The following is a 22,316-nucleotide window of genomic DNA, read 5'->3' on the forward strand; positions in this document are numbered from 1 at the left end:
ATCCTCGGGGTGCTGGCGGTGCTGGCGCTGTTCTTCCTGGTGCGCGGGCGCATCCGCATGCGCCACGGCCCCTCCGGCCGCACCATGCAGCGCTTCTGCACCCGCTCCTTGTAGATGGAGGCGATGATGTCGCCATCGCCCGCCATCAGCGAGCGGGTGGAGCACATCTCGGCGCAGAGCGGCAGCTTGCCCTCGGCGATGCGGTTGGCGCCGTACTGCGCGTATTCCGCCGCCGTGTTGTCCTGCTGCGGACCGCCGGCGCAGTAGGTGCACTTGTCCATCTTGCCGCGCCCGCCGAAATTCCCGACCTTCGGGTATTGCGGGGCGCCGAAGGGGCAGGCGTAGAAGCAGTAGCCGCAGCCGATGCACAGATCCTTGTCGTGCAGCACGATGGCATCCGCCGTCGTGTAGAAGCACGAGACGGGGCAGACGGCGGCGCAGGGCGCGTCCGTGCAGTGCATGCAGGCCATCGAGATCGAGCGCTCGCCCGCCTTGCCGTCATTGATGGTGACGACGCGGCGCCGGTTGATGCCCCAGGGCACCTCGTTCTCGTTCTTGCAGGCGGTGACGCAGGCGTTGCACTCGATGCAACGGTCGCTGTCACAGAGGAATTTCATGCGGGCCATGGATCAATTCCTCCCTGTCACGCGCCGCGGATCTGGCAGAGCGTGACCTTGGTTTCCTGCATCGCGGTCACCGGGTCGTAGCCATAGGTTGTCACGGTATTGACGCTCTCGCCGAGCACGATGGGGTCGGTCCCCGGCGGGTAGTAGCCGCGCCGGTCCTCGCCCTGGTACCAGCCGCCGAAGTGGAAGGGCATGAAGGCCACCCCCTTGGCGACACGGTCGGTCACCAGGGCCTTCACCCGCACCTTGGCGCTGTTCTCCACGCCGTCCACCCAGACCATCTGGCCGGGCTTGATGCCGCGCGCCTCCGCATCCGCCGGGTTGATCTCGACGAACATGTCCTGCTGCAGCTCGGCCAGCCAGCGGTTGGAGCGCGTCTCCTCGCCGCCGCCCTCGTACTCCACCAGCCGGCCGGAGGTCAGCACGATGGGGAAGGAGGTTGCCAGGCTGTAGGAGCGCGCCTGCACGCTCTTGGCCAGGTGCGGCAAGCGGAAGGTGCGCCGGTCGTCGATCGCGGGGTAGTCGGCGATCAGGTCGGTGCGCGGGGTGTAGATCGGCTCGCGGTGCACCGGCACCGGGTCGGGCAGGTTCCAGGCGTTGGCGCGGGCCTTGCCGTTGCCGGAGGGCTGGCAGCCATGCTCCAGCGCCACGCGGATGATGCCGAAGGACAGGTCGGTCGACCAGGAGACGCGGTCCGGATTGTCGCCGCCCACCCGGGCGATGATCTCCTTCTCCTGCGCCGTCAGCTCGTCGTACCAGCCCAGGCGCTTCAGCACGGCCACGGTGAACTCCGGGTAGCCGTCCGTCAGCTCCGAGCCCTTGGAATAGGACCTCTCGGCCAGCAGCGTCTTGCCCTCGCGCTCCACGCCCCAGCGTGCGCGGAAGCAGCCGCCGCCTTCCTTCACGTGCAGGTTGGTGTTGTAGAGGATGTGCGTGCCGGGGTGCTTCATCTCCGGCGTGCCCCAGCAGGGCCAGGGCAGGCCATAGACCTCGCCCTCCACCGGGGAGCCGGGACGGCCGCGCAGCGTCACCAGGTCGAAATCCTCCTGGCGCTGCATGTGCAGCTTCAGCCGCTCGGGCGACTGGCCAGAATAGCCCGTGGAGATGGCGCCGCGGTTGAACTCGCGCGTGATGCTCTCGGCGACGGGCTGCGTGCCCTTCACCTCGATCGACTTGAACATCTCCTGGGCGAAGCCGAACTTCCGCGCCAGCAGGTAGAGCAGCTCGTAGTCGTTCTTGCACTCGAAGATCGGGTCGACGATCTTGGAGCCCCACTGCAGCGAGCGGTTGGAGGCGGTGCGGCTGCCATCGCACTCGAACTGCGTCGAGATCGGCAGCAGGTAGGTGTTGTCGCGCCGGTTCGACATGCTGGAGAGGTTGGTCGGGTGCGGATCGGCCACCACGAGCAGCTCGAGCGCATCCATGCCCTTGATCGCCTCGGGCATGCGGCTGACGGTGTTGCCGCCATGGCCGATGGCGATGAAGGCCTTCACCGTATCCGGCTGCGACAGCTGGTCCTTCGGCAGCAGCACGGCGTCGAACCAGCGCGTGGTGGGGATGCCGGGCGTCTCCATCAGCGCCTTGCTGGCGAAGCGCTGCACCATCCACTCATAGGGCACGTCCCACACCCGGCACCAGTGGCGCCAGGCCGCCTCGTCCAGCCCGTAATAGGCCGGCAGGGTGGTGACATCGAGGCCGAAATCCGTCGCGCCCTGCACGTTGGTGTGGCCGCGGTAGATGTTGGCGCCGGTGCCGGGCCGGCCCATGTTGCCGGTGGCCAGCAGCAGGATGGTGAAGGCGCGCACATTGGCGGTGCCCACGGTCTTCTGCGTGGCGCCCATGCACCAGATCAGCGTGGCCGGCTTCTGGGTGGCGAAGATCTGCGCCACCTTCTTCAGCTGGGCCTCGGGCACGCCGGTGACGCGCTCGACCTCGCGCGGGTTCCACTTGGCGACCTCCTTGCGGACGTCGTCCATGCCGAACACCCGCTGGGCGATGAACTCCTTGTCCTCCCACCCGTTCTCGAAGATGTGCCAGAGCATGCCCCAGATGATGGGGATGTCGGTGCCGGGGCGGATGCGGACATACTCGGTGGCGTGCGCCGCCGTGCGGGTGAAGCGCGGATCGATGACGATCACGTTCGCGCGGTTCTGCTCCTTGCCCGCCAGCATGTGCTGCATCGAGATCGGGTGCGCTTCCGCCGGGTTGCCGCCCATGATGATCATGGTGCGCGCGTTGCGCGTGTCGTTGTAGCTGTTGGTCTGGGCGCCGTAGCCCATGACGTTGGAGACGCCGGCCACGGTGGTCGAGTGGCAGATGCGCGCCTGGTGGTCGATCGTGTTGCTGCCCCAGAATGCGGCGAACTTCCGCATCAGGTACGCGCCCTCGTTGCTGAACTTGGCGCTGCCCAGCCAGTAGACCGAATCGGGGCCGGATTTCTGCCGGATCTCCAGCAGCTTGTCGCCGATCTCCTCGATCGCCTGCTCCCAGGAGACGCGCTGCCACTGCCCGTCCACCAGCTTCATCGGGTATTTCAGCCGGCGGTCGCCATGCACCAGCTCACGCACCGAGGCGCCCTTGGCGCAATGCGTGCCGCGGTTGATCGGGCTCTCGAAGGCCGGCTCCTGCCCGACCCAGACGCCGTTCTGCACCTCCGCCACAACCGTGCAGCCCACCGAGCAATGGGTGCAGATGTTCTTGATGCGCTGGATCGGCTGGCTGAAGTTGGTCGGGCCGGCGGCGGCCGGGCGCGCGGTGGTCAGGCCGAAGCTGCCCAGCGCCGCCAGCCCGGCGCCGCCGAGGCCCGCCTGCCGCAGGAAGCTGCGCCGGTCCATCCCGCCGGCGGAAAGGCCCTGATAGGTGGAGGAAAGCCGCTGACGGGCGGCCTTCCCCTCGCTGCGCTTGATCAGCATGGGGCGTCCCTTCCCTGTCCCGTCTCAGTAGCGGTTGGTGCGGTAGAAGGCCTTGACGTGGTCGGTCTCGCGATAGCGCGCCGCCACCTTCTCGACCTCCGTCTCCTTGCGCGGGCGCGGCGCCTGCGCCTGCGCGGCGGCGGGAGCGGCGGCCGCCGCGGCGGCGCCCCCGGCCAGGCCCAGCGTCTTCAGGAAGCCGCGCCGCTCCGCCACCTTGTTCTCGTTCCCGTCGTGCATCGCCGCGCTCCTTGGTCTTGTCTTTATGCCGGCAGCCCGGCCGCCGTCGCCTCGATCTCCATCGCCGCGCGTCCCAGCGCGCCGACGGCCCGGTAGAACTGCGCCGCCTCGGCCGCCTGCAGGTCGGCGAAGCAGCGCGTGGCCCAGGGCTGCACGTGGCGGGTGAAGAAGCCGGCGGCTTCCTCCGGCCCGGCGGGGAACACCCCCGCGATCAGCCCGGCCATGGTCTCGCAGAGAAACCCCAGATGGTCCTCCGGTTCCGCCACGCCGGGCGCGCGCTCGACGCCAAGCTGGACCAGCGTGGCGCGCAGCTCGGCCAGCGGGCGCTCATGCAGGAAGCCGGTGAGGTAGTAGGAGGCGAAGGGCAGCAGCTCCCCGCGCCCGACGCCGATGAACAACGCATGGTACTCGCGCTCCGCCTGCGCCGGGTCGGTCTGCCGCGCCGCCTCGGCCAGCTGGCCGTAGGCATCGCCCAGCACGCTGCCCGCCTCGCCGCGCAGCGCGCGCAGATTGGCCAGCAGCGCGCCATCCGGCGGCGCCACCAGCAGCCGCCCCAGCAGGGCGAACAGCCGGGCGCGCTCCAGCTCCAGCAGATCGAGGGCGGCGGTCGGCGAGACCGGGGTGGTCATGCGTCGGGCGGTCCGATGGTCAGAGGTTTTGAACGGCAGCCGGCCGCTCCGCGAAGAGAGGCCATATACCATTCTGACTCATCCGGTCGGTTATGAGCAAGTATCCGGCTCAGACACCATTTGAGAACTATTCTCAATTACTGCTTTCTATTGTGGAACGGCCCCGCCATGCCGGCGGCGGGCCTGCAGCGCAGCCTCGGCTGGCGCCATCTCGCCCGGCCCAGCCTCGCCCGCTGCGGTCTCGCCCGCTGTAGTCTCGCCCGCTGCCGTCACGGCCGGCGCGGCCTCCGGCAGCGGGCTGAGCCGCAGCGGCGTCAGCGGCGCGGAAGCCAGAGACGGGAGCGGCGGCGCGCCTTCCACGGGGCCGTCCAAGGAGCCGTCCACGGGACCCTCCATGGGGCCTTCCGCCACAGCCGCCTCGCCGGCTGGGCTTCCCTGCGGCGCGCCCGCCTCCGCATCCTCGGCGGCGGCCTCGTCCTCCTCCGGCTCGGGCGGGGCGCCGATCGCCTGCGCCAGCAGCTTGCGCAGGTTGCCGCCCAGCTCCGGCGAGAAGCCGGGCACCCCGTCGGCGGCATTGAAATCCCACGCATAGTCGGCGGGGCCGACGAAGTCGCGTATGCCGGGGTCGAGCGACCACATCCGCCGCAGCGCCGCCTGCCGCAGCAATGCCGGCACGTTGGGTTTGAGGAAGGCGGTGAAGTCGCTCTCCGGCCCCAGGCTTTCCAGCGGCGGCAGGCTGGCGGGGTCGAACGCGTCCGCCGCCGCGGCCGGATCAGGCCCGGCGGCGGGCGGGACGGCGGGCGGGGCGGCGGACGGGGCGGCGGGCACGGGCGCCGCCCTGCCCGGCGCCGGCGGCTCCGGCGCGGCCTCCGGCTCCACGCCGCGCTTGCGGCGGGACCAGCGGCTGAGGAAGCCCTCGCCGCTCACCGCTCCCCTCCCCCCGTCCGGCCGCCCGGCGCGCGGCGGGCCAGTGCCTCCGGGTCGGCCCGGTCGCGCTGCCGCTTCGAGAAGCCGCGCTCGCGGTGGTGGCGGGCCACATACGCCTCCAGCGGCCCGTGCAGGAAGGCCGGCAGCCTCAGGCTCTCCAGCGTGTCGTTGCCGACATCGGCGTAGAGATGCGCCTCGCCCGGGTCGATCGTCACCAGGTGCAGCGCCATGCCCGGCTCGCCGGCGGCGGGGCGCAGCACCACCCACAGCCGGGGGTCCTCGCTCTCCAGGTTGCTCAGGTAGTTGCTGGTGTCGGTCGGATGCAGCGCCACCGCGGCATGTCCGGCCAGGAACAGGGCGCGCCCCTCCTCCTGCCGCAGCAGCGTCCAGGGCGGCACATCGGGCGCCTCCGCCAGCACCTCCACGACGCGCCAGGACCAGTCCGCCCAGGGGCTGGACGAGGGCCGCCGCTCGGCGATGACGGCGACGCGGATGTGCAGGCTGTCGGGCGTGTCGGTCAGCATCGGGGCCTCACAGCGCCGCCTCGGCGGCGATCAGCGGCAGGCCGGTGGCCAGGTTCTGCGGCTTCATGCGCACCAGCTTGGCCGGGTTCATCGCCAGCGCCAGGTAGACGGGGCGGCCGGCCAGGCGCGGCAGCACGCGCGTCGTCTCGCGGAACTCCAGCACGCCGAGCCAGAGGATGCGCGCCAGCCGCTCCTGCGCCACCGCCTGCCCGTTCCAGAGGTCGTTGGCGATGCCGGTGGCCTCGCTGTCCAGCCCCACATGCCAGGACCAGTCGGCATCCTCGATCAGCCGGGTGGGGCGGATCGTCACCTCCTCGCCCAGCACGTGCCGGATGAAGCGCTCCAGCGCGCGGGCCAGGCCCTGTTGGCCGGGGCGGCCCTCGGCGATGTCGAGCGCGTAGTCATGCGCGTCGGAGCGGGCGGCATAGGCGGCCGGGTCGGCCTCGCCCAGCACGTCCAGCTCCACCTCGCGCGGGGTGGCGCCGGCCTCGGTCAGCAGCCGGCCCAGCGCGCCGAGGTCGCCATCCGCGGCGCGGGCGGCCACCACCTCCTCGTCGGCCAGCAGCAGCGCGCCCTGGTGGATGGCGGCGCGCTGCGGGCGAAAGAGGCATTCGGCGGCGCGCAGCGCATAGGCATCCGCCTCCCCCTCCATCGCCGCGCGGGCGATGAGCTGGGTCAGCATCTGCAGGAACAGCGGCGGCACGCCCGCCACGCCCTCGCGATAGAGCGCCAGCCAGGCGGCCTCCAGCGTGGGGTGGGCCATCACCCGGTCGCGGAACGTGAGAAAGACCTGCCAGTTCTCGGCCGCGTCCGGGTCGGCCAGCGCCGCCAGGGTGGCGGGCGCCACCGGGTGCAGCGGCTCCGCCAGCAGCGCCGCGTGCAGGGCGCGCTCGGCGCCGCAGGCCTCCTCCGGCGGCACCAGCTCGGGGCGGGCGAGGAAGGCGCGCCAGAGGTCCGGCGTCGGGAGCAGGCGCCCCGCCTCGTCGCGGTCGCAGAGCTGGTGGCCGGAGGCGATCCAGAAATCAGGGGTCATGCGCCATTACCAGAACGGGAAAGGGAAGCGCGGGTCATCCGCGCCGGGGAAGGGCGGCGAGGTCCACCGCCTCGGGCTCCTCCCCCTCCACCTCGACGATGCCGAACACCGGCAGGCTGCCGAAATCGCTGTGCGGCGTCTCGCGCCGGTGCAGGGTGCGGAAGCGCTCGCGCACCTCTCCGCCCTCCACCGCGCGGGCGAGCGCCAGCACCGTGCCGGGCGGGTGGCCGCAGAGCGATTCGGCGAAGGCCAGCTCCTCCTCGGCGGCGGCGCGGGCGGCGGCCTCGTCCGGCGCGCCATAGGCGGTGCGGATCCGCGCGGCCAGGGCCGCCACCGCCGCGGCGCGCTCGGCCGGCGTGGCCTCGGCCACCTCCACCAGGGTGGAGAAGCCGAAGCTGCCGAGGCCGAGGAAGCCGGCGCGGAATTCCTGCCGCCGCTTGCCGGCAAGCGCGGCCGGGTCCTCGTCCCAGAAGTCGAAGCCACCGGGCACGGCCCACTCCCCCGGCGCGGCGGCGCGGGAGAACACCACCGTGTCGGACGGGTCGAGCCGCAGCGTGCGCGGCAGGAAGGTGCGGGGCGGGGTCATGCGGCCTCCAGCGGGCGGCGCTCATCGGCCGCGCCCTCGCGGCGCAGCAGCAGCGCGCCGGTGGCGGGGTCGAGGCCGCGCCGCGCGCCCTCCATCCACTCCTCCACCTCCAGCCGCGCCAGCACCCGCTCGGCCATGGCGCGGAAGCCGCGCGACTGCCATTCGGAGAGGCCCGCCATCAGGTGCCGCGCCCAGGCGGCCACCAGCTCCCCGGGCGGAATCTCCAGGAAGCCCTCCTCGGCCAGCGCGGTGCGGCCGGGATCGCGGCCCGGCTCATATCCCTCCGGGTGGCGCCAGGCCAGGCGGATGCCCACCACCAGCCAGTCCGGCACCGCCTCCTCCGGCAGGCCGGGCGGCGCGCCGAGGAAGGCCTCGCCCACCTGCGCGCCGTTCAGCACGATGCCGGCGGGCCAGCGCAGCGTCACCGGGATCTCGGGCGGGCCGAGCACCACCAGCGCATCGGCGGCGGCGCTGGCGGCCGCCAGCAGGCCCGCGCGGGCGGCGGCGAGGCTCTCCTCCGGCTCCAGCACCAGCGCGGCCTCGATGCGGTCCGGCGCCGCCAGCCAGGGCAGCAGCCCGCCGCCCCGCTCCGGCGCCAGCGCCATGGCCCGGGCGCGCGCATCCTCGTCCGGCGCCAGCTTCAGCGGGGCGAACAGGCTGGGCAGGGGCGGCAATCCTTCGTGCATTCTGGGTGCTCTTCCCTCGTCATCCGGCATCCGCGTGGATATATGCGCTTCGGCCCGCGCCGGGACAGCCGACGGGAAAATTACTGCGGGCAGGAGAATTCATGACACATCCGGCCAACACCCCCGCCTCTCCCCGCGGCCGCACCGTCTTCGCCTGCAGCTGCGAGGACACCATGGTGCTGGACGAGGGCGCGCTGGCGCGGGGCTGCGGCGGGCGGCTGCGCACCGCCGAGCAGCTCTGCCGCGCCCAGCTGGACCGCTTCATGGTGGCGCTGGGCGAAGGCGACGTGACGGTGGGCTGCACCCAGGAGGCGCCGCTGTTCCGCCAGGAGGCGGAGGCCGCCGGCCATGCCGGCGCGCTGGACTTCGCCAATGTGCGCGAGCAGGCCGGCTGGTCGCGGGAGGGTGCGCAGGCCGGGCCGAAGATGGCCGCCCTGCTGGCCGCCGCCGCCGTGCCGATGCCCGCCACCCCCCTGGTGCCGCTGGAGAGCCAGGGCGTGACGCTGATCCTGGGCCGCGACGAGGCGGCCCTCGACCTGGCCGAGCGGCTGAAGGACCGGCTCGACATCACAGTGCTGCTGACCGGCGAGGCCGATGTGGCGCCCCGCCCGCAGGCCGAATACCCCGTGCTGCGCGGCCGCGCCCGCAGCGCCACCGGCTGGCTCGGGCATTTCGCCGTCGCCATCGACGGCTACGCGGCGGCCGCCCCCTCCTCCCGCGCCGCCTATCGCTGGGGCGCGCCGCGCGACGGCGCCGCCAGCGAATGCGACATCCTGATCGACCTCACCGGCCGTGCGCCGCTCTTCCCAACGCACGAGGTGCGGCAGGGCTACCTGCGCGCCGCGCCCGGCGACGCGGTGGCGCTGGAACGCATCACCCGCGAGGCGGGCGAGCTGGTCGGGCAGTTCGACAAGCCGCGCTTCATCCGCTTCGACGCCGGGCTCTGCGCGCATTCGCGCAACAAGCGCACCGGCTGCACCCGCTGCCTCGACCTCTGCCCCACCGGCGCCATCACCCCCTCCGCCAAGGGGCACTGGGACAGCGTGGCGATCAGCGCCGAGATCTGCGCCGGCTGCGGCGCCTGCGCCGCCATCTGCCCGACCGGCGCCGCGCAGTACGACCTGCCGCCGACGGATGCGGTGCTGCGCCGCGTCCGCGCCCTGCTGCTGGCCTACCGCGCGGCGGGCGGCCAGGCCCCCACCCTGCTGCTGCACGAGGCGGCGGGCGAGGCGATGATCGACGCCCTCTCCCGCCACGGCCCCGGCCTGCCGGCGCATGTGCTGCCGCTGCGGCTGCACGCCGTGACGGCGGCCGACCTTGCCCTGCTGGTGGCGCCCTTCGCCTGGGGCGCGTCGGACGTGCAGCTGCTGCTGCCGGCCCGCCGGCCGCACGGCGCCGAGGGCGTGCTGCGCAATGTGGACTATGCCGAGGCGGCGCTCGCGGGCCTCGGCCTGCCGCATGCCCCTGGGGTGATGGAGACCGACGACCCGTTCACCCTCGCGGAGATGCTGGCCGCCGCGCCGCGCCCGGCGCCCGCCGCGCGGGCGGAGTTCCTGCCGCTCGGCGCCCCGCGCGAGATCCTGAGGACGGCGCTCTCCGCGCTGCGCGCGGCGGCGGAGGCGGCGCCGGCGGTGATCCCGATGCCGGAGGCGGCGCCCTTCGGCGCGGCGCATGTGGCGGTGGAGGGCTGCACCCTCTGCCTCGCCTGCACCATGGTCTGCCCCACCGGCGCCTTCGCCGCCAACCCGGAGCGGCCGGAGCTGTCCTTCCTGGAGGATGCCTGCGTGCAGTGCGGCCTCTGCGCCAACACCTGCCCGGAGAAGGTCATCAGCCTGGAGCCGCGGCTGGACCTGCGGCCGGAGGCGACGCAGCGCCAGGTGGTGAAGCAGGAGGCGCCGGCCATCTGCCCGTCCTGCGCCAAGGCCTTCGGCACCCGCGCCTCGATCGACCGGGTGAAGGAGCGGCTGCGCGCCGGCGGCCACTGGATGTTCACCGACCCGGCGCGGCTGGCGATGCTCGACCTGTGCGAGGATTGCCGCGTCTCGGCCGCCACCAACAGCCAGATCGACCCCTATGCCAGCACCGCCCGCCCGCGCCCGATGACCACCGAGGACTATCTGCGGGAGGGTGGCCCGGAGGAGGGCTGAGGCCGCCTCAGCCCAGGACGATGCGGGTGGCGCCGTCCTGGCTGCTGGCCTGCAGCCCGAGCTCGGCCAGCGCCTCCAGCGCTCCCTCCGGCGCCGGCCAGTTCACCTCGATGGCGCTGCCATCCAGCCGCAGCAGGGGCGGCTGGCCGGGCGGCAGGCCGCGCGCGCCGGCGGTCAGGTCCAGCAGGGCGAGGTCCACCTCCGGCCGGGGCGGCGCGATGGTGGCGGTGGCCAGCACCTCCACCTTCAGCGGCTTGCCGACGGCCAGGGCCAGCACCGGCCGCACCGCCTCCAGGAACTTGCCGGAATCCACCTGCCCTTCCTCATGCGGACGGCCGAGGCGCAGATAGGCGCGGATCAGCGCCTCCATCTCCCGCGCCCCCTGCAGCGCGCGGCCGAGGCGCACCGCGTTGCGCTCCTCCGGCGGCAGCGTGGCCTGCACGGCCTCCAGATTGGCCTGCAACACCATGTAGAGGTTGTTCATGGCGTGCTGCATCGGGCGGGCCAGGCCAGCCAGGCGGGCGGGGGCGTCGGTCATGGAAGTCCTTCCTCCACGATATCGCGGAACAGTTGTGCCGGCAGGGTGCCGCCGCGGACGTCGTCCATCGGCCGGGCGTCGTCATTGCCCAGCCAGACGCCGATGACCAGGGGGGGCGCAAGCCCAATAAACCAGGCATCGCGGAATTCCTGCGTTGTACCGGTCTTGCCTCCCACAACCTTACCCGGCACGAGGGCGGCGCGGCCGGTGCCGCGCGCCACCACGGCGCCGAGCATGCGCCGCATCATCGCCGCGTGCTCGGCCGAGAGCACGCGCTGCGGCGCGGTGCGCGGCACGGCCAGGAGGCGGTGGGCCGATTCGGCGCGCGCCACGCCATAGGGCTCCACCCGCAGGCCGCCATTGCCGAAGGCGGCATAGGCGGCGACGAGGTCGATCAGCGTGGCCTCCGCCGTGCCCAGCGCCAGCGAGGCATTGTCCGGGAACGGTCCGCGCAGCCCGAGTCGGCGCGCCACCCCGGCCACATCGTGGGCGCCGCCGGCGCGCAGCAGCACCCGCACGGCGGCGGTGTTGACGCTGTGCGCCAGCGCCTCCTCCAGCGAGATCTCGCCGCGGCCACGCCAGGCGCCGTTGCGCGGCGACCAGCCGGCCAGCGTCAGCGGCGCGTCGGAGACCTCCTCCTCCGGCGTGGCGCCCGCCTCCAGCGCCGCCAGCCAGACGATGGGCTTGAACACCGAGCCCGGTTGCCGCCGCGCGGTGACGGCGCGGTTGAAGGGGCTGGCGCGGTAGCTGCGGCCGCCGGCCATGGCGCGCACCGCGCCATCGCGCAGGTCGAGCGCCAGCACGGCGCCCTGCCCCACCCCCGCCGCCGCGCCGGGGCCGGCCAGCAACGCCTCCAGCCGCGCCTCCACCGCCGCCTGCAGCCGCAGGTCCAGCGTGGTGCGCAGCACCAGGTCGCCGGCACCGGGGTAGTGCTCGGCCAAATCGTCCTGCACCCAGTCGGAGAACCAGCCGGAATCGCCGGAGGGGCGGCGCGGCAGGGCCATGCGCTCGGCCTCCTGCGCGGCGCGGCGGGCGGTGATCAGGCCCACCTCGGCCATGGCCTCCAGCACCTCGGCGCCGCGCCGGATGGCGGCGTCCGGCGCGCTGCGCGGGTTGAGGCGGGAGGGCGCCTTGGGCAGCCCGGCCAGGATCGCCGCCTGCCAGAGCGAGACGCGCCGCGCCGGCACGCCGAAATAGAGCCGCGCCGCCGCATCCACCCCATAGGCGCCGCCGCCGAGATAGACGCGGTTGAGGTAGATCTCCAGCAGCTGGTCCTTGCTGAAGCGCCGCTCCAGCCACAGCGCCAGAATCGCCTCCTGCACCTTGCGGCGCAGGCTGCGCTCGGGCGTCAGGAACAGGTTCTTGGCCAGTTGCTGCGTCAGGGTGGAGCCGCCCTGCACCACCCGGCCAGCGCGCAGGTTGGCGACGAGCGCGCGCGCCAGCCCGACCGGGTCCAGGCCGAAATGCTCGCGGAAGCGCCGGTCCTCCACCGCCATCAGCGCGCCGGGCAGGTAGGCGGGCAGGTCGTCCAGCCGCACCACCTCGCCATACAGGTCGCCGGCGGTGGAGAGCAGGCGGCCATCGGCGGCCTCCAGCGTCACGGAGGGGCGGCGCGTGGTGGCCAGCGCCTCCTCCGGCCGCGGCAGGTCCCAGGCGAAGTAGAGCAGCAGGGCGGCGCCGGCGAAGCCCAGCCAGACCAGCAGCACCAGCAGCCGGCCGAGCCAACGCCCCAGGCCGCCGCGCTGGCGCGGCCGGGCGGCGGCGGAGGGGGAAGGCGGCGGCGCGGCGCGGCCACCACGCGCCGGAGAGCGGGCCATGCGGCGCTCTCTAGACCGGATCGCGCCATGGCTCCAACCGAAAGGCAGCCACGGTCACGCTTTGGAAAACAGCGCCTTGGCCGGGGGAAAGCCATGCCCCCGGCCACTCCTCCGCGCCCTCAGTCGAGCAGGCCGGGCTCCGGCAGGCGGCCCTCGGCGGCGCCGAACTGCAGGAAGTGCAGCAGCGGGTTCATGCCCGCCTCGGCCACATCCGGGTTCGCCGCCAGATAGGCCGCGGCGTCGAAGCCGCCGAAGCTCTCGCGCCCCTCGGCGAAGCCATGCAGCAGGTAGTGCATCATCGGGTCCATGCCGGCCGCGGCGACGTCGGCATGGGCCTCCAGATACGCGCCGGCATCGAAGAAGCCGTTCGGGTCGCGGCCCTCGGCCCGGCCATGCTGCTCGTAATGCGCGCGGGCGGAGAGGCCGGAGCGCGCCACATCGGCGTTGGCCAGCATGTAGAAGGCGGCGTCGAATCCATCCGCCGCCACCGTGCCGATGACGGCGGTGGCGGCGCGGCCCTCGGCCTGGCCATGCGCCAGGTAGTGCTCCAGCGGGTTCAGCCCGGCTTCCGCCACATCGGCGTTGCGCGCCAGGTAGGCCTCGCCGTCGAAGCCGGCGGAGGGGTCGCGGCCCTCCTTCCAGCCGAACTCGCGGTAGTGCTGCAGCGGGTTCGCCCCCGCCGCCGCCACGTCCGGGTTGGCGGCCAGATAGGCCTCGGTGTCGAACAGCGCGTTCGGGTCGCGCCCCTCGCGCCAGCCGGTGTTCTCGTAATGCGCCTTCAGGTCCACCCCGGCCGCCCAGACATCGGGGTTGGCCATGGCGTAGGCGAGGCTGTCGAACAGCGCGTCGCCATCGTCGAGGCGCAGCAGGCCGTCGGCGAAGAGCAGGCGCTCGACGGAGAGCAGCGTGGTGGCGCCGGCCGGGCCGGTCAGCACCAGCGCCTCGCCCTCGCGCGCCACGGCGTGGTCGGCCAGGCGGCCGGAGAGGATGGCGGTGTCGGTGCCCTCGCCGCCTTCCAGCCGGTTGCCGCCGGGGCCGCCGATCAGCGTGTCGTTGCCATCGCCGCCCGTCAGCACGTCGTCGCCGGCACCGCCGAAGAGGATGTCGTCCCCCGCGCCGCCATCGAGGAAGTCGATGCCGTCCGTGCCCTGCAGGATGTCGTTGCCCTCGGTGCCGTCGCTGGCCAGGTGGTCGGCCACCGCCTCCAGGCCGAGATCGGGCTGGTCGGTGAAGAAGCCGTCCACGCCGAGCTCAATCAGCAGCCGCATCTCGTCCTGGGCCGAGAGCGGCGTGCCGTCCACGCCCAGCACCAGGAAGGGCTCCTCCGCGCGCACGGTATAGGGGATGACCTTCAGCCCCAGCGAATGCGCGTTCTCCACCAGCGGCCGCACCTCGCCGGTGAGCTGGCGGGCGATCAGCGCCACGCCGTCGCCATCGCCATCCACGGGCGTGACGGCGCGGCGCAGCAGGATGGCGTCCTTGCTGGGCCCGACGATGTCGGCATAGCGGGCGATCTCGGTCAGCGCCTCGACCGTGTAGGAATTGCCGAGCTGGACGATCTGGAAGTCCACCCCGGCGCCGGGCATGATCTCGTCGTTCAGGCGGATCAGGTTGGCGGTCTCGAAGGACTGGACGAACACCCGCTCGCGGTCGGTGAAGCCGAGCGCCACGAGTTGCTCGACCAGCATGGCGCTGGTGTCGAGGCCGATCGACTCGAAGAAGGACGGGCTCTTGGTCTCCGGCGCGATGCCGATCTTGCGGCCGGTCTCCGCCTCCACCTGGCGGACCAGGGCGATGATCTCCGCCAACGTCGGGATCTCGAACCGGCCGTCATAGCTGGCGCTCTCGGGCCGCACCTCGCCGAGCCGCTCCTTGGCGCGCAGCGTCTTCAGCTCGGCCAGGGTGAAATCCTCGGTGAACCAGTTGGTCACCGCGCGGCCGCCGATCGTCTTGGTGACGAGGCGGTCGGCGAATTCCGGCAGATCGGCGACGTTGGTGGTGTCGGACAGGGTGTGCTCGTGGCGGGCCACCAGCACGCCGTCCTTGGTGGAGACGAGATCGGGCTCGATGACGCTGACGCCCATCTCGATCGCCAGCCTGTAGGCTTCCAGCGTGTGCTCGGGGCGGTAGCCGCTGGCGCCGCGATGGGCGATGACGACCGGCGGCTGGCCGTCCAGCGTGGCGAAACTGACCATGGTTCCCGGCTTCCTCTTCGTGCGGACTCTTGGCGCGGAAGGCCGGGGCGATGGCGGCACGCTCTTCCGGGCGGAGCCAGCGCCGCCCGGCACATCTCATGCCCGGCCATAGAAGCCAGCAATGACAGGCGGATGAGTATCAGATTACGCGAAGGTTAAACGAGGCCGGGGCGGGAGCCGTCCTCCGGCCTCCCGCGGTCTGGAGAGAGCCGGCCTCAGGGGGCGCGGAAGGTGATCGGCTTGTTGCCGTCCCACAGCACGGAGCGGCAGACATCGGCCAGCCGGTCCAGCCCGTCCTGGATGGTCAGGAAGTGGTTGCCGGCAAGCTGGCCGGCCTTGCTGGCGAAGCAGCAGGGGCCGTAGGCCACCAGGATCTCGGTCTCTGACACGCCGCTGATCTGGCCGGGGTGGACGATGACCTGGCCGGGGGCGGGGTAGGAGGTGGCGTTCTCGTAGCCGATCGAGAGGTCGCGCTCGCCCATCGGGATCCAGCACGCCTCGCCGGACCAGCGGACATGGATGATGCGGTCCTGGTAGGGCAGGAGCTGGCGGAAGCGGGCCACGGTCCTGGGCGCCGCGGCTTCCTCGAAGCGGGCCTGGAAGATCTCTCCCCCGATGTCGATGACGATGTCGGCCACTCTGCTCTCCTCCTGCGCGGGCGGCCGGTCTGGCCACCTGGGGCAGCCTGTGTGGCCCAGCCCTCCGCCCCGGAACAAGAGGGGAGATTGCGGCCCGGGCGCGGCTGGCGCAGGCTGCGCGGCCTTTTCGGGAGAGAACGAGCATGGCGTTGAAGATCTACGGCGTGTCCCGCTCGCGGGCGACGCGCCCGCTCTGGCTGGCGCGCGAGCTGGGGCTGGAATACGAGCAGGTGCCGGTCATCCAGTCCTACCGCCTGCCGGACCCGGCGGCGCCGGACGCGCCGCTGAACACCGCCTCCCCCGCCTTTCTGGCCATCAACCCGAACGGGCAGGTGCCGTCGATCGACGATGGCGGCTTCGTCCTGCACGAGTCGCTGGCCATCACCCTCTATCTGGCGCGCAAGCATGGCGGCCCGCTGGCGCCGCGCGACGCGCGGGAGGAGGCGCTGATGACCATGTGGTCGCTCTGGGCCGCCACCAATGTGGAGGACAACGCGCTGCAGGTGATGATGCACCTGCCCGCCGCCGCGCCGAAGCACGACGCCGCCCGCGCCCAGGCCGCCGTGGCGGCGCTGCGCCGCCCCTTCGCCGCGCTGGAGCGGGGGCTGAAGGCGGGGGGCGGCCATCTGGTCGGCGGCCGCTTCACCGTGGCGGACCTGAACGTGGCCGAGGTGGTGCGCTATGCCCAGCCGGCGAAGGAACTGTTCGCGGAATTCCCCGCCGTGCAGTCCTGGATCGCCGCCTGCCAGTCCCGCCCCGCCTTCCAGGCGATGATGGCCGAGCGGGAGAAGGAGCCCGCCTGAGCGGCCGGCGGCGGAAAGGCCGGGGGGAGGCGCCCCCGGCCTTTCCCTCAATCCGCCTGCGCCATCTGGCCGAGCCGGTAAGGATGCGCCGGGTAGGAGCCCAGCACGCGCAGCTCGCGCGAGAAGAAGGCCAGCTCCTCCAGCGCGCGCTTCAGCCCGGGGTGCTCCGGGTGGCCATCGACGTCGCAGAGGAACTGGGTGGCGGTGAAGTGGCCGTCGAGCATGTAGCTCTCCAGCTTGGTCATGTTCACGCCGTTGGTGGCGAAGCCGCCCAGCGCCTTGTAGAGCGCCGCCGGAATGTTGCGCACCCGGAAGACGAAGGTGGTGACGGTGTTCACCGCATCCACCGCCGGCGGCGCCGGCTGGCGGGACATGACGTAGAAGCGGGTGGTGTTGTGTGCCGCGTCCTCGACGTTGCGCAGCAGGATCTCCAGCCCGTAGATCTCGCCGGCCAGCGAGGAGGCGATGGCGGCGTCCTCCAGGCTCGGCTTCTCGGCCAGCAGCTTGGCGGCGCCGGCGGTGTCGGCCTCGATCACCGGCTCCAGCCCGCGGTCGCGCAGCAGGTTCAGCACTTGCCCGAGCGCCACCGGGTGGCTGTGGGCGCGCTTCAGCCCTTCCAGCGTGGCGCCCTTGTGCGCCAGCAGGCAGTGCTCCACGCGCTGGTAGTGCTCGCCCACCACGAACAGGCCGGAATCGGGCAGCATGCGGTGGATGTCCGGCACCCGCCCGGCCAGCGAGTTCTCGCAGGGCAGCATGGCCAGCGCCGCACGCCCCTCGCGCACCGCCGCCATGGCCGCCTCGAAGCTCGGGCAGGGTAGGGTCGTCCAGCCGGGATAGGCGCTGCGGCAGGCGAGGTCCGAATAGGCGCCGGGCATGCCCTGGAAGGCGATCACACCACTCATCTCGTTCTTCTCGATCCGTCCTCGGTGTGGCGGCCGCGCCGGCGGAGGCCGGCGGCGGTGTTTGCCGTCGCATCGGCGTGGGGCTACGGGTTGAAGCGCCCGCTCTCTGCCACTATGGTCCGGGCGCTTCTAGTCGAGCCCTGGTTCCTGCGCAAACCAGCCGGGGCTTATCGGAGCGAGTCGCTTCGCATTTCTCGATGGATGGATCGGCAGCATGAGCTTGGAGGTCAACAAGGCGTTCGCGGCCGTCCTTACCGCCGGGATCGCCTTCATGGTGGCCGGCGTGGTGGGTGATGTGGTCGTGCACCCGAAGCGCCTCGACAAGGTGGCCATCGCCATCGAGGGCGCCCCGGAGCCGGGCGCCGAGTCCGCTCCCGCCGCCCCGCAGGTCGAGGACGTGACGCCGCTGCTGGCCGCCGCCAACCCCGAGGCCGGGCAGCAGCTGGCCGGCCGCCTCTGCGCCGCCTGCCACAGCTTCGACCAGGGCGGCGCCAACAAGGTGGGTCCGAACCTCTACGGCGTGGTCGGCAACCACCACGCCCACCTGGACAACTTCAACTATTCCCCGGCGCTGAAGGGCCTCGCCGAGAAGCCGTGGGACTACGCGGCGCTGAACGAGTTCCTGGCCGGCCCGGCGCGCGCCATCCGCGGCACGCGCATGGCCTTCGCCGGCATCCGCGACGTGAAGCAGCGCGCCGACGTCATCGCCTATCTCCGCACGCTGTCGCCGAACCCGCAGCCCCTCCCCTGATGCGGGACCTGATCGCGGCGGCCGAAGCGGCCGCCGAGGCGGCGGGGGCGGTCATCCGCCCCCTTTTCCGTTCCGCCCTGCTGGTCGAGGCGAAGGGCGACGCCAGCCCCGTCACCGAGGCCGACAAGGCCGCCGAGCGCCAGATCCGCGCCCTGCTGGCCGAACGCTTCCCCGACCACGGCCTGATCGGCGAGGAATACGGCGCCGAGCGGCCGGACGCCGAATGGGTCTGGGTGATCGACCCGATCGACGGCACCCGCGCCTTCGTCACCGGCCGGCCCGTCTTCGGCAGCCTGATCGGGCTGATGCACCGCGGCCGCCCCGTGCTGGGGCTGATCGACCAGCCCGCCACCGGCGAGCGCTGGATCGGCGCCGCCGGCCAGCCGCTGATGTTCCGCGGCCCGATGGGCGGCAACCCGCGCACCCGGAGCTGCGCCCGCCTGGCCGAGGCGGAGCTCTCCTGCACCAGCCCGGACATGTTCACCGAGAGCGAGGCGCCGCGCTTCGCCCGGCTGCGCGCCGCCGCCCGCCGCGTCACCTGGGGCGGCGACTGCTACGCCTATGGCCTGCTGGCGCTGGGGCTGATCGACGTCATCGTCGAATCGGACCTCAAGCCGTGGGACTGGGTGGCGCTGCAGCCCGTCATCGAGGCCGCCGGCGGCAGCATGACCGATTGGTCCGGCCAGCCCCTGCGGCTGGACGGCCCCGGCCAGGCCCTGGCGCTGGGCGACCGCGCGCTGCTCGACGAGGCGGTGCGGCTGCTGGGGTGAGGCCGGCGGATTGGCAGGAGGGGCCGCGGCCTCTCCCGCCCGGGCCGCCCCTCAGCCGATCAGGTCGTCCGTGCGCTGCTCGGCGGCGCCGTACAGGATGAAGTGGCGCGCCGCCCCTTCCGCGTCCCAGCCCACCGCGGCCGCCACATCGGCATATTTGGACAGGTAGGCGGCGGCGTCGAAATCGTCGGCCGTCCGCCCCTCCGCGCGCCCGTGACGGATGTAGTGCGCGGCACCGGCCTCCGCGTCGGCGCCGAAGGCGGCCCTCAGGTCGGAATGGGAGGCGATGTAGTCCAGCCCGCTGAAGGTGGTCGCGCGGCCCTCCCGGTTGCCGGAGCTGAGGAAATGCCGCGCCCCCGCCGCATCATCCGCCCCCAGCACACGCATCAGGTCCTCATGCGAGGCAATGTATTCGAGCCCACTGAAGGTAACCGCACGGCCTTCCGCCGCCCCCCACCGGACGTAGTGCTGCGCCCCGGCCTCCTCATCCGCGCCGAAGGCACGCATGAGATCCTGGTGCGAGGCGATGTAGCTGGCGCTCTGGAACCAGGTCTCCCGCCCCTCGCTCCGGCCGAACTGGATGTAGTGCCGCGCCGCCCCGTCGGCGTCCGGACCGAGGGCAAGCGCCAAGTCTCGGTGGCTGGCCAGATAGGCGAAGGGGGTGAAGCTGACGCCGCGCCCTTCATCCCAGCCGTGATGGATGTAATGGCCGAAGCCGGCGGCGGCATCCGTGCCCAAGACCCGCGACAGGTCGGCGTGGGAGGCGATGTAGTCGAGCGGCCTGAAATTGATGGCGCCGGCCTCCTTGAGCTCCCACCCTCCGGAGAAGCCGAGGCGCTCGATGGAGATCAGCGTGTCGATCCCGTCCTGCTGCCGGGCGGCGGGCTGGGTGGGAATCACGCCCACCACGCCGGGGGCCACCACGACCTTGTAGTCGCGCGAGGCGCCGGAATAGATGGCCATGTCCGACCCCGTGCCGCCATCGATCAGGTCCCGGCCGGCGCCGCCACGAAGCCGGTCGTCGCCCGCCCCGCCCAGGATCACATCGTCTCCGCCATAGCCGTGCAGCGAATCCGCGTAGGGCGAGCCACTGATGTGGTCGCCACCGGCCAGGAGCGTCTGCATCGCCTCCATCGAGGCATTGCGGACCGTCCAGTTGTTCAGCTGCGGGACGGAGACGGAGACACCTGTGACCTCGACGCTCAACATGCCGTTCAGGGTCTCGCGATAGCCGGTCACGGTTCCACCGACCGGCAGGCCTTCCGCTGTGTAGGTAATGCCGTACCCGAAGAATTCGGTGCGGCTGCCGGGCTGGCCCAGGAAGCGGTAATCGCCGGCGAAATAGTCCGGCCGCGTGCCGGTCGGCCAGAGCCAAGCCCAGGTGCCAATATTGCTGGCCTCGAAGCTTATGGGGAACGCATCGCCAGCCCGGACAACGGCCATCGGACAAACCTCTCTTCTTCCGACACTTCAGGTTGAATTTTTAAACGACACTTCATCTCCAGGGAATCCTCCCGGGCACCTGCTGACGCCGGTTTCCGGCCCGGCGCGGAGCGGGGCACTGTTGCAAATCGCAAGCCCGGCGACACGGCAGTTGTCCTGGCGCGGCCGAACGCTCATCCTATGCCCATGCGCCGCCGCCATCTGATCGCTTCCGGCCTCGCCCTCGCCACGGGCCCTGTCCTCTCCCGCGCCTGGGCCCAGCAGGGCGCGGGGGCCGCCGCGGTGCCGGCGCCGCCAGGAACAGCCGAGGCACCGCAGCCGCCACGCCGCACCCATGCCCTCTCCCTGCTGGGGGAGCCGGCCCTGCCGGCGGAGTTCACCCACTGGCCCTGGGTGAACCCCGAGGCGCCGAAGGGTGGCCGCATGGCGCTGACCGCCATTGGCAGCTTCGACTCCTTCAACCCCTACATCCTGCGCGGTGCCCCGGCCGCCGGCACCAGCCTGATCTACGACACGCTGATGATGCCGAGCCCGGACGAGGCCAGCACCGAATACGCCCATCTCGCGCAATGGGTGGAACTGCCGCGCGACGGCCGCGGCATCACCTTCGTGCTGAACGAGGCGGCGCGCTGGCATGACGGCCAGCCCGTCACCGCGCAGGACGTGGTCTGGACCTTCAACACGCTGCGGCAGAGCGGCCGCCCCTTCTACCGCGCCTACTGGGGCGACGTGACGGAGGTGGCGGCGGAGGATGCGCGCCGCATCGTCTTCCGCTTCGGCAACGCCGACAATCGCGAGCTGGGGCAGATCCTCGGCCAGATGCCGGTGCTGCCGCGCCACTGGTGGGAGGGCAAGGACTTCGCCCAGCCCGGCCTGACCGTGCCGCTCGGCTCCGGCCCCTACCGGATCGAGGGCTTCGAGCCGGGGCGCAGCGTCACCTACCGCCGCGTGGCCGACTACTGGGGGCGCGACCTGCCCACTCGCCGCGGCACGCAGAACTTCGATGTCATGCGCTACGACTACTTCCGCGACGCCACCGTGGCGCTGGAGGCCTTCAAGGCCGGGCAGATCGACCTGCGGGTGGAGAACGTGGCGAAGGAATGGGCCACGGGCTACGACTTCCCCGCCGCCCGGCGCGGCCTGGTGAAGCGCGAGGAGATCCGCCACGAGCTGCCCACCGGCATGCAGGGCTTCGCCATGAACCTGCGCCGGCCGCTCTTCCAGGACCGCCGGGTGCGCGAGGCGCTGGGGCTGGTGTTCGACTTCGAGTGGATGAACGCCAACCTGTTCTACGGCAGCTACACGCGCACCACCTCCTACTTCTCCAATTCCGAGCTGGCGGCCACCGGCCTGCCCTCCGAGGGGGAGCTGATGGTGCTCTCCGCCTTCCGCGGCCGGCTGCCGGAGGCGGTGTTCACCACCGAGTTCCGCGTCCCCGCCTCGGATGGCAGCAACAACAACCGCGAGAATGCCCGCCGCGCCCTCGCCCTGCTGCGCGAGGCCGGCTGGACGGTGAAGGAGCGCCGCCTCGTCAACGAGAAGGGCGAGCCCTTCAGCTTCGAGATCCTGCTCAACAGCGCCACCTTCGAGCGCGTGGCCCTGCCCTACATCCAGGCGCTGCAGCGCCTCGGCATCGAGGCGCGGGTGCGCACCGTCGATCCCGCCCAGTACCAGGTGCGGATGGACGCCTTCGACTACGACATGACGGTGGAACTGTTCCCGCAGAGCCTCTCCCCCGGCAACGAGCAGCGCGATTTCTGGGGCTCGGAGAAGGCGAAGGAGAATGGCAGCCGCAACACCATCGGCATCGCCGACCCGATCGTGGACGCGCTGGTGGAGCTGATCGTCGCGGCGCCCGACCGGCAGGCGCTGATCGACCGCACCCGCGCGCTCGACCGCGTGCTGCTCTGGGGGCACTACGTCATTCCGCACTGGCACAGCCGCAGCTTCCGCGTGGCCTGGTGGGACAAGTTCGGCCGGCCGGAGCGCAACCCGCGCTACGCCCTCGACCTTCAGGCCTGGTGGGTGGAGGCGGCCAAGGACCGCGCGCTGCCGGCGGACCGGAACGTGGCGAACTGAGGTCAGAGGCGGGGGAAGGAATTCCCCCGCGCCCCCATCTTTTTTCTGCTAGCTGCCGGTCACGGCTCAAACG

20 protein-coding genes are annotated in these 22,316 nt (G+C 72.3%); 5 read left to right on the top strand and 15 right to left on the bottom strand.

Annotation, left to right across the window (positions count from 1 at the left end):
- The 9 genes from fdh3B to ACFOY6_RS18570 all read right to left on the bottom strand — a co-directional run.
- A partial coding sequence (gene fdh3B, locus ACFOY6_RS18530) for a formate dehydrogenase FDH3 subunit beta (protein WP_379651895.1) occupies positions 1–626 on the bottom strand: 626 nt, incomplete at its 3' end.
- Between the two features lie 17 nt (positions 627–643).
- A complete protein-coding gene (locus ACFOY6_RS18535) occupies positions 644–3,538 on the bottom strand; it encodes a formate dehydrogenase subunit alpha (RefSeq protein WP_109515622.1) in 2,895 nt (964 codons plus the stop codon).
- 24 nt (positions 3,539–3,562) lie between these two features.
- Positions 3,563–3,775, bottom strand: coding sequence for a twin-arginine translocation signal domain-containing protein (locus tag ACFOY6_RS18540; protein WP_109515623.1), 213 nt, complete (start codon positions 3,773–3,775; stop codon positions 3,563–3,565).
- A 23-nt stretch (positions 3,776–3,798) separates the two neighbouring features.
- A complete protein-coding gene (locus ACFOY6_RS18545) occupies positions 3,799–4,404 on the bottom strand; it encodes a TorD/DmsD family molecular chaperone (RefSeq protein WP_379632072.1) in 606 nt (201 codons plus the stop codon).
- A 147-nt stretch (positions 4,405–4,551) separates the two neighbouring features.
- A complete protein-coding gene (locus tag ACFOY6_RS18550; RefSeq protein WP_379651896.1) occupies positions 4,552–5,331 on the bottom strand; it encodes a DUF3306 domain-containing protein in 780 nt (259 codons plus the stop codon).
- Positions 5,328–5,855, bottom strand: coding sequence for a DUF3305 domain-containing protein (locus ACFOY6_RS18555; protein ID WP_109515625.1), 528 nt, complete (start codon positions 5,853–5,855; stop codon positions 5,328–5,330). The genes ACFOY6_RS18550 and ACFOY6_RS18555 overlap by 4 nt, the downstream gene beginning before the upstream one ends.
- A gap of 7 nt (positions 5,856–5,862) precedes the next feature.
- A complete protein-coding gene (locus ACFOY6_RS18560) occupies positions 5,863–6,888 on the bottom strand; it encodes a DUF6352 family protein (protein WP_379651897.1) in 1,026 nt (341 codons plus the stop codon).
- 34 nt (positions 6,889–6,922) lie between these two features.
- A complete protein-coding gene (locus tag ACFOY6_RS18565; RefSeq protein ID WP_379651898.1) occupies positions 6,923–7,474 on the bottom strand; it encodes a DUF6505 family protein in 552 nt (183 codons plus the stop codon).
- On the bottom strand, positions 7,471–8,160 hold the full coding sequence (locus tag ACFOY6_RS18570) for a biotin/lipoate--protein ligase family protein (RefSeq protein ID WP_109515628.1): 690 nt from the start codon (positions 8,158–8,160) through the stop codon (positions 7,471–7,473). The genes ACFOY6_RS18565 and ACFOY6_RS18570 overlap by 4 nt, the downstream gene beginning before the upstream one ends.
- Before the next feature lie 101 nt (positions 8,161–8,261).
- Here ACFOY6_RS18570 and ACFOY6_RS18575 point away from each other — a divergent pair, with 101 nt between their 5' ends.
- Positions 8,262–10,307, top strand: a complete 2,046-nt coding sequence (locus ACFOY6_RS18575; protein ID WP_379651899.1) for a 4Fe-4S dicluster domain-containing protein — start codon at positions 8,262–8,264, stop codon at positions 10,305–10,307.
- Between the two features lie 7 nt (positions 10,308–10,314).
- Here ACFOY6_RS18575 and ACFOY6_RS18580 read toward each other — a convergent pair whose 3' ends face one another.
- The 4 genes from ACFOY6_RS18580 to ACFOY6_RS18595 form a co-directional block, all read right to left on the bottom strand.
- Complete coding sequence (locus ACFOY6_RS18580; RefSeq protein WP_109515630.1) at positions 10,315–10,845, bottom strand: hypothetical protein; 531 nt, start codon at positions 10,843–10,845, stop codon at positions 10,315–10,317.
- Complete coding sequence (locus tag ACFOY6_RS18585) at positions 10,842–12,662, bottom strand: transglycosylase domain-containing protein (protein WP_379651900.1); 1,821 nt, start codon at positions 12,660–12,662, stop codon at positions 10,842–10,844. Before ACFOY6_RS18585 ends, ACFOY6_RS18580 begins: the two co-directional genes overlap by 4 nt.
- A gap of 119 nt (positions 12,663–12,781) precedes the next feature.
- Positions 12,782–14,857, bottom strand: coding sequence for a glycerophosphodiester phosphodiesterase family protein (locus tag ACFOY6_RS18590; RefSeq protein ID WP_379651901.1), 2,076 nt, complete (start codon positions 14,855–14,857; stop codon positions 12,782–12,784).
- Between the two features lie 215 nt (positions 14,858–15,072).
- On the bottom strand, positions 15,073–15,495 hold the full coding sequence (locus ACFOY6_RS18595; RefSeq protein ID WP_109515632.1) for a DUF3830 family protein: 423 nt from the start codon (positions 15,493–15,495) through the stop codon (positions 15,073–15,075).
- Between the two features lie 143 nt (positions 15,496–15,638).
- Here ACFOY6_RS18595 and ACFOY6_RS18600 point away from each other — a divergent pair, with 143 nt between their 5' ends.
- Positions 15,639–16,298, top strand: a complete 660-nt coding sequence (locus tag ACFOY6_RS18600) for a glutathione S-transferase family protein (protein ID WP_379651902.1) — start codon at positions 15,639–15,641, stop codon at positions 16,296–16,298.
- Positions 16,299–16,345: 47 nt separating this feature from the next.
- On the opposite strand, the gene ACFOY6_RS18605 is transcribed toward ACFOY6_RS18600, so the two are convergent.
- Positions 16,346–17,200: a prephenate dehydratase gene (locus ACFOY6_RS18605; RefSeq protein ID WP_109515634.1), complete on the bottom strand. Its 855-nt coding sequence runs from the start codon at positions 17,198–17,200 to the stop codon at positions 16,346–16,348.
- Between the two features lie 214 nt (positions 17,201–17,414).
- On the opposite strand from ACFOY6_RS18605, the gene ACFOY6_RS18610 reads away from it, so the two are divergent.
- Both ACFOY6_RS18610 and hisN read left to right on the top strand, forming a co-directional pair.
- Entirely contained in the window at positions 17,415–17,951 is a 537-nt protein-coding gene (locus tag ACFOY6_RS18610) for a c-type cytochrome (protein ID WP_109515635.1), read from the top strand.
- Positions 17,951–18,721: a histidinol-phosphatase gene (hisN, locus tag ACFOY6_RS18615; RefSeq protein ID WP_379651903.1), complete on the top strand. Its 771-nt coding sequence runs from the start codon at positions 17,951–17,953 to the stop codon at positions 18,719–18,721. Before ACFOY6_RS18610 ends, hisN begins: the two co-directional genes overlap by 1 nt.
- Positions 18,722–18,772: 51 nt before the next feature.
- On the opposite strand, the gene ACFOY6_RS18620 is transcribed toward hisN, so the two are convergent.
- Positions 18,773–20,164 (bottom strand): calcium-binding protein, encoded by a 1,392-nt coding sequence (locus tag ACFOY6_RS18620; RefSeq protein ID WP_379651904.1) that lies wholly within the window; start codon positions 20,162–20,164, stop codon positions 18,773–18,775.
- A gap of 186 nt (positions 20,165–20,350) precedes the next feature.
- Between ACFOY6_RS18620 and ACFOY6_RS18625 the strand changes: the two genes are divergently transcribed.
- Positions 20,351–22,243 (top strand): extracellular solute-binding protein, encoded by a 1,893-nt coding sequence (locus tag ACFOY6_RS18625; protein WP_109515937.1) that lies wholly within the window; start codon positions 20,351–20,353, stop codon positions 22,241–22,243.
- Positions 22,244–22,316 lie beyond the last annotated feature (73 nt).

The organism is Teichococcus aestuarii (assembly GCF_042651065.1).
Lineage (GTDB): Bacteria > Pseudomonadota > Alphaproteobacteria > Acetobacterales > Acetobacteraceae > Pseudoroseomonas > Pseudoroseomonas aestuarii.

Coding starts and splice junctions, on each gene's coding strand:
- ACFOY6_RS18535 (WP_109515622.1), bottom strand. CDS start 3,538: ATGCTGATCAAGCGCAGCGAGGGGAAGGCCGCCCGTCAGCGGCTTTCC.
- ACFOY6_RS18540 (WP_109515623.1), bottom strand. CDS start 3,775: ATGCACGACGGGAACGAGAACAAGGTGGCGGAGCGGCGCGGCTTCCTG.
- ACFOY6_RS18545 (WP_379632072.1), bottom strand. CDS start 4,404: ATGACCACCCCGGTCTCGCCGACCGCCGCCCTCGATCTGCTGGAGCTG.
- ACFOY6_RS18555 (WP_109515625.1), bottom strand. CDS start 5,855: ATGCTGACCGACACGCCCGACAGCCTGCACATCCGCGTCGCCGTCATC.
- ACFOY6_RS18560 (WP_379651897.1), bottom strand. CDS start 6,888: ATGACCCCTGATTTCTGGATCGCCTCCGGCCACCAGCTCTGCGACCGC.
- ACFOY6_RS18565 (WP_379651898.1), bottom strand. CDS start 7,474: ATGACCCCGCCCCGCACCTTCCTGCCGCGCACGCTGCGGCTCGACCCG.
- ACFOY6_RS18570 (WP_109515628.1), bottom strand. CDS start 8,160: ATGCACGAAGGATTGCCGCCCCTGCCCAGCCTGTTCGCCCCGCTGAAG.
- ACFOY6_RS18575 (WP_379651899.1), top strand. CDS start 8,262: ATGACACATCCGGCCAACACCCCCGCCTCTCCCCGCGGCCGCACCGTC.
- ACFOY6_RS18580 (WP_109515630.1), bottom strand. CDS start 10,845: ATGACCGACGCCCCCGCCCGCCTGGCTGGCCTGGCCCGCCCGATGCAG.
- ACFOY6_RS18585 (WP_379651900.1), bottom strand. CDS start 12,662: ATGGCCCGCTCTCCGGCGCGTGGTGGCCGCGCCGCGCCGCCGCCTTCC.
- ACFOY6_RS18590 (WP_379651901.1), bottom strand. CDS start 14,857: ATGGTCAGTTTCGCCACGCTGGACGGCCAGCCGCCGGTCGTCATCGCC.
- ACFOY6_RS18600 (WP_379651902.1), top strand. CDS start 15,639: ATGGCGTTGAAGATCTACGGCGTGTCCCGCTCGCGGGCGACGCGCCCG.
- ACFOY6_RS18605 (WP_109515634.1), bottom strand. CDS start 17,200: ATGAGTGGTGTGATCGCCTTCCAGGGCATGCCCGGCGCCTATTCGGAC.
- ACFOY6_RS18610 (WP_109515635.1), top strand. CDS start 17,415: ATGAGCTTGGAGGTCAACAAGGCGTTCGCGGCCGTCCTTACCGCCGGG.
- hisN (WP_379651903.1), top strand. CDS start 17,951: ATGCGGGACCTGATCGCGGCGGCCGAAGCGGCCGCCGAGGCGGCGGGG.
- ACFOY6_RS18620 (WP_379651904.1), bottom strand. CDS start 20,164: ATGGCCGTTGTCCGGGCTGGCGATGCGTTCCCCATAAGCTTCGAGGCC.
- ACFOY6_RS18625 (WP_109515937.1), top strand. CDS start 20,351: ATGCGCCGCCGCCATCTGATCGCTTCCGGCCTCGCCCTCGCCACGGGC.